The 14,110-nt window shown below is 69.4% G+C and carries 14 protein-coding genes; 13 read left to right on the top strand and 1 reads right to left on the bottom strand.

From position 1 onward, the window contains the following. Positions 1-70 precede the first annotated feature (70 nt). From uvrC to FDZ84_RS02345, 13 genes are all read left to right on the top strand, one after another. On the top strand, positions 71-2,113 hold the full coding sequence (gene uvrC, locus FDZ84_RS02405; RefSeq protein ID WP_168584519.1) for an excinuclease ABC subunit UvrC: 2,043 nt from the start codon (positions 71-73) through the stop codon (positions 2,111-2,113). Beyond that, a complete protein-coding gene (gene rapZ / locus FDZ84_RS02400) occupies positions 2,106-2,984 on the top strand; it encodes an RNase adapter RapZ (protein WP_010310747.1) in 879 nt (292 codons plus the stop codon). The genes uvrC and rapZ overlap by 8 nt, the downstream gene beginning before the upstream one ends. Continuing rightward, positions 2,981-3,949, top strand: coding sequence for a uridine diphosphate-N-acetylglucosamine-binding protein YvcK (gene yvcK, locus FDZ84_RS02395; protein WP_305852028.1), 969 nt, complete (start codon positions 2,981-2,983; stop codon positions 3,947-3,949). Before rapZ ends, yvcK begins: the two co-directional genes overlap by 4 nt. After that, positions 3,940-4,926, top strand: a complete 987-nt coding sequence (gene whiA / locus FDZ84_RS02390) for a DNA-binding protein WhiA (protein WP_168584518.1) — start codon at positions 3,940-3,942, stop codon at positions 4,924-4,926. Before yvcK ends, whiA begins: the two co-directional genes overlap by 10 nt. A gap of 336 nt (positions 4,927-5,262) precedes the next feature. Beyond that, the gene (gene gap / locus FDZ84_RS02385) at positions 5,263-6,273 is read left to right on the top strand and encodes a type I glyceraldehyde-3-phosphate dehydrogenase (protein WP_168584517.1); all 1,011 of its coding nucleotides are present in this window, start codon (positions 5,263-5,265) and stop codon (positions 6,271-6,273) included. Between the two features lie 336 nt (positions 6,274-6,609). Then, on the top strand, positions 6,610-7,812 hold the full coding sequence (gene pgk / locus FDZ84_RS02380; protein WP_246868740.1) for a phosphoglycerate kinase: 1,203 nt from the start codon (positions 6,610-6,612) through the stop codon (positions 7,810-7,812). A 2-nt stretch (positions 7,813-7,814) separates the two neighbouring features. Then, a complete protein-coding gene (gene tpiA, locus FDZ84_RS02375; protein ID WP_168584515.1) occupies positions 7,815-8,600 on the top strand; it encodes a triose-phosphate isomerase in 786 nt (261 codons plus the stop codon). Positions 8,601-8,802: 202 nt separating this feature from the next. Next, the gene (gene secG, locus FDZ84_RS02370) at positions 8,803-9,036 is read left to right on the top strand and encodes a preprotein translocase subunit SecG (RefSeq protein ID WP_010310736.1); all 234 of its coding nucleotides are present in this window, start codon (positions 8,803-8,805) and stop codon (positions 9,034-9,036) included. A gap of 55 nt (positions 9,037-9,091) precedes the next feature. Beyond that, positions 9,092-9,436: an RNA polymerase-binding protein RbpA gene (locus FDZ84_RS02365; protein WP_168584514.1), complete on the top strand. Its 345-nt coding sequence runs from the start codon at positions 9,092-9,094 to the stop codon at positions 9,434-9,436. A 173-nt stretch (positions 9,437-9,609) separates the two neighbouring features. Continuing rightward, positions 9,610-10,083, top strand: a complete 474-nt coding sequence (rraA, locus tag FDZ84_RS02360; protein ID WP_168584513.1) for a ribonuclease E activity regulator RraA — start codon at positions 9,610-9,612, stop codon at positions 10,081-10,083. A gap of 505 nt (positions 10,084-10,588) precedes the next feature. Further along, positions 10,589-11,449, top strand: coding sequence for an oxaloacetate decarboxylase (locus FDZ84_RS02355; protein WP_168584512.1), 861 nt, complete (start codon positions 10,589-10,591; stop codon positions 11,447-11,449). 90 nt (positions 11,450-11,539) lie between these two features. Beyond that, positions 11,540-12,526 carry a bile acid:sodium symporter family protein gene (locus FDZ84_RS02350; RefSeq protein ID WP_168584511.1) on the top strand — a complete coding sequence of 329 codons (987 nt, stop codon included), beginning with the start codon at positions 11,540-11,542 and terminating at the stop codon, positions 12,524-12,526. 39 nt (positions 12,527-12,565) lie between these two features. Continuing rightward, entirely contained in the window at positions 12,566-12,793 is a 228-nt protein-coding gene (locus FDZ84_RS02345) for a hypothetical protein (protein ID WP_168584510.1), read from the top strand. 38 nt (positions 12,794-12,831) lie between these two features. Here the strand turns inward: FDZ84_RS02345 and FDZ84_RS02340 are convergent, their stop codons facing one another. Beyond that, positions 12,832-14,046 (bottom strand): glycoside hydrolase family 10 protein, encoded by a 1,215-nt coding sequence (locus FDZ84_RS02340; protein ID WP_168584509.1) that lies wholly within the window; start codon positions 14,044-14,046, stop codon positions 12,832-12,834. Positions 14,047-14,110 lie beyond the last annotated feature (64 nt).

The following is a 14,110-nucleotide window of genomic DNA, read 5'->3' as shown; positions in this document are numbered from 1 at the left end:
CTGCCGGGCCGCCCGCGGTAAGCGGCGCACCGAGATCCGGGCAGTCGGTCCGCGCACGTAGGGTGGAGGCGTGGCCGACCCGTCCACCTACCGACCAGCACCAGGCACGATCCCGGACGCCCCCGGCGTGTACCGGTTCCACGATGCCGATGGCCGAGTGATCTACGTTGGCAAGGCGAAAAGCCTGCGCAGCAGGCTCTCGTCGTACTTCGCCGACCTCGCTGGGCTGCACCCGCGGACCCGGCAGATGGTCACCACCGCCACCGGCGTGCGGTGGACCGTCGTCGGCACCGAGGTCGAGGCGCTGCAGCTGGAGTACTCCTGGATCAAGGAGTACGACCCGAAGTTCAACGTCCGCTACCGCGACGACAAGTCGTACCCGGTGCTGGCGGTGACCTTGCACGAGGAGTTCCCGCGGCTGCACGTCTACCGCGGCCCACGCCGCAAGGGCGTCCGCTACTTCGGCCCGTACGCGCACGCGTGGGCGATCCGCGAGACGCTCGACCTGCTGCTGCGGGTGTTTCCCGCGCGCACCTGCTCCGGCGGGGTGTTCAAGCGGCACTCGCAGATCGGCCGCCCCTGCCTGCTCGGCTACATCGGCAAGTGCTCGGCGCCGTGCGTCGGCCGGGTCTCCGCCGACGAGCACCGGTCCATCGTCGGGGACTTCTGCGACTTCCTCGCCGGGCACACCGATCAGCTGATGCGCAAGCTGGACAAGGAGATGCAGGCGGCGTCCGCGGAGCTGGAGTTCGAGCGCGCCGCCCGGCTGCGCGACGATCTGGAGGCCCTGCGGCGTGCGATGGAGAAGCAGGCGGTGGTCCTCGGCGACGGCACCGACGCCGACGTGGTGGCCTTCGCCGAGGACGAGCTCGCCGCCGCCGTGCAGATCTTCCACATCCGCGGCGGCCGGGTGCGCGGCCAGCGCGGCTGGGTCATCGACAAGGTCGCCAATGCTGACGGCACGGAGACCGGCACCTCGGAACTCACCTCGCAGTTCCTCACCCAGTTCTACGGCGAGCAGGCGTCGCTGGCCGACCAGGCCGACGCCGGGGGCAGCCCGGTGCCGCGCGAGGTGCTGGTGCCGCAGTTGCCCGACGAAGGGGACGCGATCGCCGGCTGGCTCAGCGAGCTGCGCGGCAGCCGCGTCAGCCTCCGGGTGCCGCAGCGCGGCGACAAGCGGGCGTTGATGGAGACCGTCGAGCGCAACGCCAAGGAGTCGTTCCAGCAGTACAAGCTGCGCCGCGCCGGCGACCTGACCGCCCGCTCGGCGGCGCTGCAGGAGCTCCAGGAGGCGCTGGCGCTGGACACCGCGCCGCTGCGGATCGAGTGCATCGACGTCAGCCACGTGCAGGGCAGCGATGTGGTGGCGTCGCTGGTGGTGTTCGAGGACGGCGTGCCGCGCAAGTCCGAGTACCGCCGCTTCGAGGTCCGGGAGGGTGCCGAGGGCGGCGACGTCGGCTCCATCGACGAGGTGGTGCGCCGCCGCTTCCACCGCTACCTCAGCGAAACGGCCAAGTCCGGGACCCCGGCCGAGCCGACCGGATCGGGTCCTGTCGGCGCGGCGATCGACCCGGAGACCGGCCGCCCGCGCAAGTTCGCCTACCCGCCGAACCTGCTGGTGATCGACGGCGGCGCGCCGCAGGCCAACGCCGCCGCCGACGCGCTGACGGAGCTGGGCATCACCGACGTCGCGGTCATCGGGCTGGCCAAGCGGCTGGAGGAGGTCTGGCTGCCCGCCGACCCCGACCCGGTGATCTTGGCCCGCACCAGCGAGGCGCTCTACCTGCTGCAACGGGTCCGCGACGAGGCGCACCGCTTCGCCATCAGCTACCACCGCCAGAAGCGCGCCAAGCGCATGACAAGCTCCACATTGGACGCGATTCCGGGACTGGGCGAAACCCGCCGCGCGGCGCTGCTCAAGCACTTCGGTTCGGTGCGCAAACTGCGCCAGGCCGAGGTGCACGAGATCGCCGCGGTCCCCGGGATCGGCCGCCGCACCGCCGAGACCGTGCACTCGGCGCTGGCGGCCGGCGCGGAAACCGGGCGACGCCCGGTGCCGGACGACCGGGCAGCGCCCGGCGCCGACAACGCTGAAGGGGAGAGCAGTGACTGAGGAGCAGTCGGGCATCGAGGTCGCCGTCGTCAGCGGCCTGTCCGGGGCGGGGCGCAGCACCGCGGCCAAATGCCTGGAGGACCTGGGCTGGTTCGTGGTGGACAACCTGCCGCCGGAACTGATCGCGACGATGGTGGAGCTGGGGGCGCGCTCCAGCGGCGCGGTCACCCGCGTCGCGGTCGTGATGGACGTGCGCAGCCGCGCGTTCACCGAGGACCTGGGGGCGGTGATCAAGGACTTGGACGCCCGCGGCTACAAGCCGAAGGTGTTGTTCCTGGAGGCCACCGACGAGGTGCTGATCCGCCGGTTCGAGCAGGTGCGGCGCGGCCACCCGCTGCAGGGCGAGGGCAGGCTGGCCGACGGGATCGCCGCGGAGCGGTCGCTGCTGTCCAAGCTGCGCTCCGAGGCGGACCTGGTGCTGGACACCACGAGCCTGTCGGTGCACCAGCTGCGGTCCAAGATCGAGGACGCCTTCGGCACCGAGGCCAGCACCCGCACCCGGCTGACCGTGCTGTCCTTCGGCTACAAGTACGGGCTCCCGATGGACGCCGACCTGGTGATGGACTGCCGGTTCCTGCCGAACCCGTTCTGGATCCCGGAGCTACGCGAGTTCAACGGCCTCGACGACGAGGTCCGCAACTACGTGCTCGGCCAGGAGGGCGCGGAAGAGTTCCTGCAGAGCTACCAGCAGCTGCTGCGGCTGGTCGGGGCCGGTTACCACCGGGAGGGCAAGCGGTACCTGACGCTGGCGCTGGGTTGCACCGGGGGCAAGCACCGCAGCGTGGCACTGGCCGAGGAGCTGGCCCGCCGCTTGGCCGAGGACGACGGGATGATGGTCAAGACGGTGCACCGGGACCTGGGGCGCGAGTGAGCGCCCCGCTGCGCGCGGTCGCGCTGGGCGGCGGGCACGGCCTGCACGCGACGCTGTCGGCGCTGAGCCTCATCACCCCCGACGTGACGGCCGTGGTGACGGTCGCCGACGACGGCGGGTCCTCCGGCCGGCTGCGCCGCGAGCTGGGCATGCTGCCGCCCGGCGACCTGCGCAAGGCGCTCGCCGCGCTCGCCGCCACCGACGCCGACGGGCAGCTGTGGTCGACGGTGTTCGAGCACCGCTTCGGCGGCAGCGGGGCCCTCGCCGGACACGCGGTCGGCAACCTGGTGCTGGCCGGGCTGCTGGAAGTGCTCGGCGATCCGGTCGAGGTGCTCGACCACGCCTGCCGGTTGCTCGGCGTGCGGGGCCGGGTGCTGCCGATGTCGACGGTGCCGCTGGACATGGCCGCCGACGTTGTCGGGCTGGACTCTGACCCGGAAGCGGTACGCACGATCCGGGGGCAGGTGGCGATCGCCAGTACGCCCGGACGGGTGAAACAGGTCCGATTGCACGCGAACGGCAACGAGGAGCCTGCCGCCTGTCCGCAGGCCGTTCGGGCGGTGCTGGACGCCGATCTGGTGCTGCTGGGCCCCGGCTCCTGGTTCACCAGCGTGCTGCCGCACCTGCTGGTCCCGGAGTTGCACGAGGCGTTGGTGACCACTCCCGCGCGCCGCGTGGTGGTGCTCAACCTCGTCCCACAACCGGGGGAGACGGCGGGCTTCTCACCCGAACAGCACCTCGACGTACTCTCGCAGCACGCACCCCGGCTGCGGGTCGACGCGGTGTTGGCCGACGCGGACTCGGTGCCAACCCCGGATCGGCTCCGCGCTGCGGGGGCCGGAATGGGTGCGCAGACTCTGCTGGACAAGATCGCCGCGCCGGCCGTGCCGGGACGGCACGACCCGGGGGCGCTCGCGGCCAGTCTGCGCGCCGCACTGAAGAGGAGGACGGACCGGTGGCGATGACCGCGGCGGTCAAGGACGAGTTGAGCCGGTTGTCGGTGACGAAGACGTGCTGCCGACGGGCTGAGGTTTCCTCGTTGCTGCGCTTCGCCGGCGGGCTGCACATCGTCGCCGGCCGGGTGGTGATCGAGGCCGAGCTGGACAGCGGCTCCACGGCGCGCCGGCTCCGCAAGGAGATCCACGAGCTGTTCGGGCACACCTCCGACGTGCACATGATCACCTCCGGCGGGCTGCGCAAGGGCACCCGGTACGTGGTGCGGGTGGTCAAGGACGGGGAGGGCCTGGCCCGGCAGACCGGTCTGCTCGATCCGCGCGGCCGCCCGGTGCGCGGCCTGCCCACGCACGTCGTCTCCGGCGGCGCCTGCGACTCCGAAGCGGCGTGGCGTGGCGCCTTCCTCGCGCACGGCTCGCTGACCGAGCCGGGCCGGTCCTCGTCGATGGAGGTCACCTGCCCCGGGCCGGAGGCGGCGCTGGCGCTGGTCGGTGCCGCGCGGCGGATCGGCGTGGCGGCGAAGTCGCGCGAGGTGCGCGGCGCGGACCGGGTGGTGGTCCGCGACGGCGACGCGATCGGCGCGATGCTGACCCGGCTCGGTGCGCATGCCAGCGTGCTGGCGTGGGAGGAGCGCCGGATGCGCCGCGAAGTGCGGGCGACGGCCAACCGGCTGGCGAACTTCGACGACGCCAACCTGCGCCGCTCGGCGCGCGCCGCGGTCGCCGCGGCCGCGCGGGTCGGGCGGGCGCTGGAACTGCTGGGCCCGACGGCTCCGGACCACCTGACTGTGGCGGGCCGGCTGCGACTGGCGCACCGGCAGGCATCGCTGGAGGAGCTCGGCCAGCTGGCGGACCCGCCGATGACCAAGGACGCGGTGGCCGGCCGGATCCGCCGGCTGCTGGCGATGGCCGACAAGCGCGCCCGGGAGCTGGGTGTTCCGGACACCGAGTCCGCGGTGACGGCCGAGATGCTGGAGGCCGAGGCCTGACCTCCGCAATTTCAATGGAAATCGAAGGTCCGATTTCCATTGAAATTGCGGCCGCGAGGGCCGGAACCAGAACCGTTGCAGAGATGCCGATCACGGCTCGCGACGGTCGCGACGGCGCAGAGCCGGCCGCTTCGCAGCGCGTTCACCTGCGCTGATGCGGATGTTGTTGCGGTTCGTGGAGGGCCTGTTGTGCCTGCTGGGAGGCATCGCGGTTCGGGAGGGTGAGGTCGTTCGCCCGCCCGCGTGCGACGGCCTCGCTGGCAGATAGGGTGATGTCGAGACCATCAACCTCACCCGCCGCGTCGCCGGCCGGGTCAGTCACGAGGAGAGATCGGCGTGACCGTTCGCGTAGGTATCAACGGCTTCGGTCGGATCGGGCGGAACTTCTGGCGGGCCGCGACCGCCAGTGAGCACGACATCGAGATCGTGGCCGCCAACGACCTGGGCGATGTCGCGACCATGGCCCACCTGCTCAAGTACGACAGCATCCTCGGCCGTCTCGGCCAGGAGGTGAAGGTCACCGGTGAGGGCATCGAGGTGGGCGGCAAGCTCATCAAGATCCTCGCCGAGCGTGACCCGGGCAAGCTGCCGTGGGGCGACCTGGGCGTCGACGTCGTCGTGGAGTCCACCGGCTTCTTCACCAACGCCGCGGACGCCCGCAAGCACGTGGACGAGGGTGGCGCGAAGAAGGTCATCATCTCCGCCCCGGCCAAGGGCGAGGACCTGACCGTTGTGCTGGGCGTCAACGACGACAAGTACGACGGCTCGCAGACCATCATCTCCAACGCCTCCTGCACCACCAACTGCCTCGCCCCGATGGTGAAGGTGCTCAACGACACCTTCGGAATCGAGCAGGGCCTGATGACCACCGTCCACGCCTACACCGCGGACCAGAACCTGCAGGACGGCCCGCACAAGGACCTGCGTCGCGCCCGCGCCGCCGCGGTCAACGTGGTGCCGACCAGCACCGGTGCGGCCAAGGCCATCGGCCTGGTGCTGCCGGAGCTCAACGGCAAGCTGGACGGCTACGCGATGCGCGTGCCGGTGCCGACCGGTTCGGTCACCGACCTGACCGCGACCGTGCGACAGGACGTCTCGGCCGACTCGGTCAACGAGGCGTTCAAGACGGCTGCCGCCGACGGCAAGCTCAAGGGCATCCTCAAGTACAACGAGGACCCGATCGTCTCCAGCGACATCGTCACCGACCCGCACTCGACGATCTTCGACGCACCGCTGACCAAGGTCATTGGCAACCAGGTCAAGATCGTCGGCTGGTACGACAACGAGTGGGGCTACTCCAACCGCCTCGCCGACCTCGTCGACCTGGTCGCCAAGAAGCTGGCTTGATCGTGTTCCAGACGCAACTTGCGTGACGGTGCGGGTAGCGGAACCTCAGAAGCTTTCTCGACTGCGGGATCCCAGACTTGAGTATGACCAATACGCGGCGTCTGGGCTGTCCTCGCGAGAAAGCTTCTGAGAACCCGCGGCGGTGCAAGTTGCGAGGGTGGGCCAAGCGGCTGCGCCGCTTGCGGCGGCTTTCGACGATGCTGCTTCGAGCGTCGCGGCGGCGGTTTACCGCTGGAAGCGGCTTCGCCGCTTGGAAACCAGTCTTTTCGGACCCGCACGAGCCGTTGGAACAATCCGGCTCGTGCGGGTCTTCCCGTAGCTATGCGAGGAGCAGACGTGAAGAACCTCGACGATCTGCTGTCCGAGGGCGTTCGGGGTCGGCGTGTTCTGGTGCGCGCCGACCTGAACGTGCCGCTGGACGGCGAGAAGATCACCGACGACGGCCGGGTGCGCGCCTCCCTGCCGACCGTCCGGAAGTTGACCGAGGCCGGTGCCCAGGTGGTGCTCACCGCGCACCTCGGGCGCCCGAAGGGCGAGCCGGACCCCAAGTTCTCCCTGGCCCCGGTCGCGCGGCGGCTCGGCGAGCTGCTCGGGGCCGACGTCGCGCTGGCCACCGACCTGGTGGGCGACTCGGCGAAGTCCGTGGTCGCGGGCCTGACCGACGGGTCGGTCGCGCTGCTGGAGAACGTCCGTTTCGATGCCCGCGAGACCAGCAAGGACGACGCCGAGCGCGGCGCGCTGGCCGATGAGCTGGCCGCACTGGTCGGCCCGGACGCCGCCTTCGTCTCCGACGGCTTCGGCGTGGTGCACCGCAAGCAGGCGTCGGTCTACGACGTCGCCAAGCGGCTGCCCGCCTACGCCGGTGGCCTGGTGCTCGCCGAGGTCGAGGTGCTGCGCACCCTGACCGGCGACGCCAAGCGCCCGTACGTCGTGGTGCTCGGCGGCTCGAAGGTCTCCGACAAGCTCGCCGTCATCAAGGCGCTGCTGCCGAAGGTCGACAAGCTGCTCATCGGCGGCGGCATGGCATACACGTTCCTGGCCGCGCAGGGCCACAACGTCGGCAACTCGCTGCTGCAGGAGGACCAGATCGAGTCCACCAAGCAGCTGCTCGCCGACCACGGCGACAAGCTGGTTCTGCCGGTGGACGTGGTGGCCGCCGACCGCTTCGCCGCGGATGCCGAGAAGCAGGTCGTGGCCGCCGACGCGATCCCGGCCGACTGGATGGGCCTGGACATCGGGCCGCGCAGCGTCGAGCTGTTCGCCGGGATCCTCCGCGACACCGCCACGGTGTTCTGGAACGGCCCGGCCGGGGTGTTCGAGTTCCCGGCGTTCGCCGACGGCACCCGTGGTGTCGCGCAGGCCATCGTGGACTCCGATGCGTTCAGCGTCGTCGGCGGCGGCGACTCGGCCGCCGCGGTGCGAACCCTCGGACTGCCCGAGGACGGCTTCTCGCACATCTCCACCGGCGGCGGCGCGTCGCTGGAATACCTGGAAGGCAAGGAACTGCCCGGAGTGGCCGTCCTGGAAGGTGAGCGCTGAACATGGCCAGGCAGCCACTGATCGCCGGCAACTGGAAGATGAACCTGAACCACCTGGAGGCGATCGCCCTGGTGCAGAAGGTCGCCTTCGCGTTGCCGGAGAAGTACTTCGCCAAGGTCGAGGTGGCGGTGCTCCCGCCGTTCACCGACATCCGCAGCGTGCAGACCCTCATCGACGGCGACAGGCTGCTGCTCAAGCACGGCGCGCAGGACATCTCCGAGCACGAGTCCGGGGCCTACACCGGTGACGTGTCCGGGCCGATGCTGGCCAAGCTGGGTTGCAGCTACGTGGTGGTCGGCCACTCGGAGCGCCGCGAGTACCACGGCGAGACCGACGAACTGGTCGGCAAGAAGGTGCGCGCCACCCTCAAGCACGGCATGTCGCCGATCCTGTGCGTCGGCGAGCAGCTGGAGGTGCGCGAGTCCGGCGGCCACGTCGAGCATTGCGCCACGCAGCTGATCAACGCGCTCAAGGGCCTCAAGGCCGAGCAGGTGCGCCAGGTCGTGGTGGCCTACGAGCCGGTGTGGGCGATCGGCACCGGCAAGGTCGCCACCGCCGCGGACGCGCAGGAGGTCTGCGGATCGCTGCGGGCGGCGTTGGCGGAGAAGTACGGCAAGGAGATCGCCGACGAGGTCCGGGTGCTCTACGGCGGCTCGGTGAAGTCGAGCAACATCGGCGACCTGATCGGCCAGGCGGACGTGGACGGCGCACTGGTCGGTGGCGCGAGCCTCAACGGCGACGAGTTCGCCAAGCTCTCCGCGATGGCGGCCGGCGGCCCGCTGCCGTGACGGGTTTGCCGCAATTTCAATGGAAATCGAAGCTCTGATTTCCATTGAAATTGCGGTCCCACGGCCACTTCCCACCCCCCTCGGGATCCGCCAGACGGAGCAGTGTGAGACGGTCCTGGCAGCAAAATGGGTGGACAGTGGTCAACTCGCTGTTGGTGGCCCGGTACGCTTGGTTGCGGACCGCTGTGCGAACGAGGACGTGATGACTCTTTTCCTGCAGATCATGTTGATCGTGACGAGTGTGCTGCTGGTGCTGCTGGTGCTGCTGCACCGGGCCAAGGGCGGCGGTCTCTCCTCGCTGTTCGGCGGCGGTATGCAGTCCAACCTGGCCGGTTCCAGTGTGGCGGAGAAGAACCTCGACCGGATGACGTTGTTCGTCATGGCGCTGTGGGTCATCTCCATCATCGGGGTCGGCCTGTTGATCAAGATCGGTTGATCGACCCGGCTCCCAGCCGGTCGACGACCTCGGGCCGCTTGGTGGGTGAGGATGGATGACTGGTGGTAACGCCATTCGCGGCACTCGTGTGGGCTCGGGCCCCGCGGTAGGCGAGTCGGAGCGGGGAGAAGCCGCGCCGCGCAAACGGGTCGACTACTGGTGCGCCAACGGGCACCACAGCCGGCCGTCGTTCGCGATGGACGCCGAGGTGCCGGAGCAATGGGACTGCCCGCGCTGCGGACTGCCGGCGGGCTTGGACCAGGAAAATCCGCCCGAGGCGCGGCGAAACGAGCCGTACAAGAGCCACCTGGCGTACGTGAAGGAGCGGCGCAGCGATGCCGACGGGATGGCCATCCTGGAGGAAGCGCTGATCAAGCTCCGCGAACGCAAGGGCCGCTGAATCAACTGACCGGGCCGGGTGGGCGAGAAATCGCCCGCCCGGCCCGGTTGCTGTTCGGGGTCAGTCGACGTCGATCTCACCGCCGACGGGGTGTGGCGTTCATCGCGGCGCGGGCGAGGTCCGGCTACTGGTGGGTACGCTCGCCGTCCACGTAGCGGTGACCGGGAGGACTCATGGCTCAGGCGACGGCTGATCTGGCGGACCGGGAAGGCCCGGAGGTGCGCAGCTGCGACGTGCAGTTCCGCAACTTCGGCGGGCGCGCGGCGTTCGAAGGCCGGATCCGCACGGTCACCTGCTTCCAGGACAACGCCCTGCTCAAGAAGGTCCTGTCCGAACCGGGCGACGGCCAGGTGCTGGTGATCGACGGCCGCGGCTCGTTGCACACCGCGCTGATCGGCGACGTGATCGCCGGGATCGGCCGATCCAGCGGTTGGAGCGGGGTCATCATCAACGGCGCGGTGCGAGACTCGGCGGTGCTGGCCGGGATGGACTTCGGCGTCAAGGCGTTGGGCACCAACCCACGCAAGAGCACCAAGACCGGTGAGGGCACCGTCGACGAGGTGGTCGAGCTCGGCGGAGTCCGGTTCGTCGCCGGCGAGTACGTGGTGGCCGATCAGGACGGCGTCGTAGTTATCACCGAGCCGTAGCGCCTGCCGGGGGCGCGAGTCGGGACGGTCGGGGCGATCGCGGCGGCTGGGCGCTAAGTCCGCTCCGACCGGTTGATGACGGTGTGTCACGCGATGCCCGATTGGGTTAGTTGGCGTAAATCGGCGCCGCGTCGCGCGTGGCGTCGCGGGCTACCAGGTCTGCGTGGCCCGGTGTCCCAGGCGCGCGGTGCCCTCGTCGGGTTCACCCGTCGATTTATCGCATCGTTATTTCGGCGAGGTTCGCGCGTTACGATCATTCCCGAAATTTGTTCCGGAAAATGATTTGGCATCGGTTGCCTGCTCCCATCGGGCTAATGTCCGGTTGCACCCATTTGTGATTTGTTTTCCAGCGTTCCGTTATAATAATCTCCGTAGCGAGATGGCGGGGGCGTCTGAGCTGGGAAGGGGAAGCAATACTGCACCGGACGCGGGTCTTTCGCACCGGTCTTCCGGCTGCTCCCGTCGTCCGCCGCAGAATGTTTCAGGGATACAAACGGGAGAAGAGTTGAACTACGGAACCGCGCTTCGCGGGGAAATCCTGTCCGACCAGATCACTCCGCTAATCGGTGTCTACGACATGTTCTCGGCCTCGATTTCCGCCAAGCACTATTCCGGGATGTTCATTTCCGGTTTCGGCTTCGCCGCTTCGCATTACGGATTGCCCGACATCGGATTCATCGCGTGGCCGGACATCGTCGGTTTCGTGCAGCGCCTGCGGCTCGCCTTCCCGCGGCAGCACCTCCTGGTCGACATCGACGACGGTTACGTCGACCCCGAGGTGGCCTGCCACGTGATCGAGCAACTGGAACTGATCGGCGCCTCCGGCGTGATCCTTGAGGACCAGAAGCGGCCCCGCCGGTGCGGCCACGTCGACGGCAAGCAGGTGCTCCCGCTGGAGGAGTACCTCGACAAGCTCGAACTCGTCCTCGCCACCAGGCGTGACCTCGTGGTGGTCGCCCGCACCGACGCCACCGAGGAGAAGGAGATCCTGCGGCGCGCCGAGGCCCTCTCCGAGACCGACGCGGACGTGCTGCTGGTGGACGGGGTGCGCAGCATCGAGTGGATCGAGAAGGTCCGCAAGGTCATCGGCGACAAGCCGTTGCTGTTCAACCAGATCGCGGGCGGGAAGTCGCCGCGCCTGTCGCTGCCGGAATTGCAGGACCTCGGGGTCGACGTCGCGATCTACAGCACCCCGTGCCTGTTCGCCGCGCAGCAGGCGATCGACGAGGCGCTCAGCGAACTGCGCCGGCAGGACGGGCGGTTGCCGGAGGTGCGGGACGGCCGGGGCGGCATCGCGGCCGCGCAGGGCCTGTTGGAGCAGAACATCAGCCGGCATCACTCGAAGCCCGTCCCGCTGGGCGTGTGATCGGGAGGTGGACATCCGCGTCCACCGGCCGGCCGCGGCATCCGGCGCGGCCGGCCGGTGGTCGCTCACGACTGGAGAGGTGAACTCTCGATGACCAGGATTCTCGCCCGAGTACGCCCGGATCCGTATGTGGTCGCACTGCTGCTGGTGGCGATGACAGCCGTGCTGGTGCCCGTTCGCGGCGAGCCGGCCCTCGTCCTGGACCAGGCGGTCAAGCTGGCGATCGGGTTCCTGTTCTTCCTTTACGGGGCCCGGTTGTCGACCGCCGCGGCCTGGGACGGGCTGCGGAACTGGAAGCTGCACGGGGCCGCCTTGACGACCACGTTCGTCCTCTTCCCGCTGCTCGGCATGGCCGCTTCGGTGCTGGTGCCTGCGGTGCTGCCGCACTCGCTGTACCTCGGGGTGCTGTTCCTGTGCCTGCTGCCGTCGACGGTGCAGTCGGCGATCACCTTTACCTCGTTGGCGGGCGGGAACGTGGCCGCGGCGATCTGCGGATCGTCGTTCTCCAACCTGCTCGGCGTGCTGTTCACCCCGTTGCTGGTGGGGCTGCTGATGACCAGCGGCACCGGCGGTTTCACCGTGCAGGGGGTGCGCGACATCGTCCTGCTGCTGCTCGTGCCCTTCTGCATCGGACAGGTGCTGCGGCCCTTGGCCGGGGAGTGGATCCGCCGCCGCGCCAAGGTGCTCGGGTTCCTGGACCGTGGCGTCATCCTTGCCGTGGTGTACCTGGCGTTCAGCGAGGGAACGGTTTCCGGTGTCTGGCAGCAGCTCAGCCCGGCGGGATTCGGCGTGCTCATCGTCGTCGGCGGCGCGCTGCTCGCCGCGGCGCTCGTCGGGACCGCGCTGCTCGCGCGGTGGTTCGGGTTCTCCCGCGGCGACCGGATCGTGCTGGTCTTCTGCGGTTCCAACAAGAGCCTGGCCAGCGGGCTGCCGATGGCCTCGGTGCTGTTCGGGAGCGCGGAGCTGGGGTTGATGGTGCTGCCGCTGATGGTCTACCACCAGATGCAGCTGATCGGGTGCGCCTGGCTGGCCCGCCGCTTCGCCAAGCAGGCGGCCGAACCCGTCGTCGTCGGCTGACGCCTCGACCGAGATCGTTTACTGGAAAGGAGTTCTGCAATGCGGGTTTTCGGCCGTACGGCCGGTCTCACGACGATGTCCGGGGTCCTGCTGGCCGCCGCTGCCGGGACGGCGCACGCCGGGCCCAGCAGCGACGGGCACAGCGACACGAGGGGCGTCGCGCTCGTCCAGTTCAGCAACAACGGCGACAGCCTGATCGAAGTCGACCGGACGCTCAACTTCAACTCCGGCGATGGCAGCGCCGGATCCGACAACGACAACGACTGACCGACCGTCCACACCGGACTCGCGTCCGGTGTGGACCGCTAATGGTCCGCGTAGTGCTCGCGAACCACCCGGGCCATGGCCTCGGCGGCGTTGGTGTTCAGGGACTTGGCGCTGAAGTAGATGTCGCCTCTGACGCCGCGGTGCCTGCTGTTGAGGCTCAGGTGAGCGGAAAGCTCCCCGGGATCGGTCCATCCCTCGTTGCCGACCCGGTACGCCGCCTGGCCGATGTAGAGGTCCACGCCGGTGCCCGAGACGGTCTTGGACCACCACGGGATCAGGGCGGCGTAGTCGGCGGCCGGGTGGCCGATCTGCCAGTAGACCTGCGGGGCGATGTAGTCGACCCAGCCCTCGCGCACCCACTTACGGGTGTCGGCGTAGATCGCCGAATACGACTCCAGGCCCTTGGTGTCCGAGCCAGCCGGGTCGCTGGCGGCGTTGCGCCAGATCCCGAACGGGCTGACGCCGAACGCCGCGTCCGGCTTGGCCTGGTGCACCCGGGCGTCCAGGCCGGACACCAGCTGGTCGACGTTGTGCCGCCGCCAGTCCGCGATGTCGGCGAAGCCCTTGCCGTGCTCGGCGAAGGTCCTCTCGTCCGGGATCTGCTGGCCCTTGACCGGGTACGGGTAGAAGTAGTCGTCGAGGTGCACGCCGTCGACGTCGTAGTTCTCGACCGCGTTCATGATCGCGTCGGTCACGAACGCCCGGGCCTGCGGCACACCGGGGTCGTAGTACAGCTTGCCGCCGTAGGCGAACGTCCACTCCGGGTGCTTGCGCGCCGGGTGTTCCGGGACGAGGGCCTGCGGATCGTCCGTCATGCTGATCCGGTACGGGTTGAACCAGGCGTGGAACTGCAGGCCCCGCTTGTGCGTCTCGTCGATCACGAACCGCAGCGGGTCGTAACCCGGGTCCTGGCCCTGCCGGCCGGTCAACCAGTGCGACCACGGCTCGAGCGGCGACGGCCAGAACGCGTCGGCCGTCGGTCGCACCTGGACGAACACGGCGTTGAGCCTGTTCGCGACGGCCTGGTCGAGCAGCTTGCGGTACTCGTCCTGCTGCGCAGCGGCGGATAGCCCCGGCTTGCTCGGCCAGTCGATGTTCTTGACACCCGCGATCCACATCCCGCGCATCGCGGTGCTCGGCGCCTTCGCCGCGGCCCCGGTGGTGCCGAGGACCCCGAGGAGGATCGCCACCAATCCCAGCGCCAAGCCCAACACGTCCGCCCGGAGCCGACGCAATCCCTGAGTGCGGGTCATCCCAGCTCGCCTTCGCCACTGATCGACAACTGCGCGCCAAAGGGTACGGCCAAAGCCCTTCCCG

This window comes from Saccharopolyspora sp. ASAGF58 (assembly GCF_012277335.1).
Lineage (GTDB): Bacteria > Actinomycetota > Actinomycetes > Mycobacteriales > Pseudonocardiaceae > Saccharopolyspora > Saccharopolyspora hattusasensis.
The sequence above is the reverse complement of the archived record's forward strand: the minus strand, read 5'-3'. Positions and strand labels throughout refer to the sequence as shown.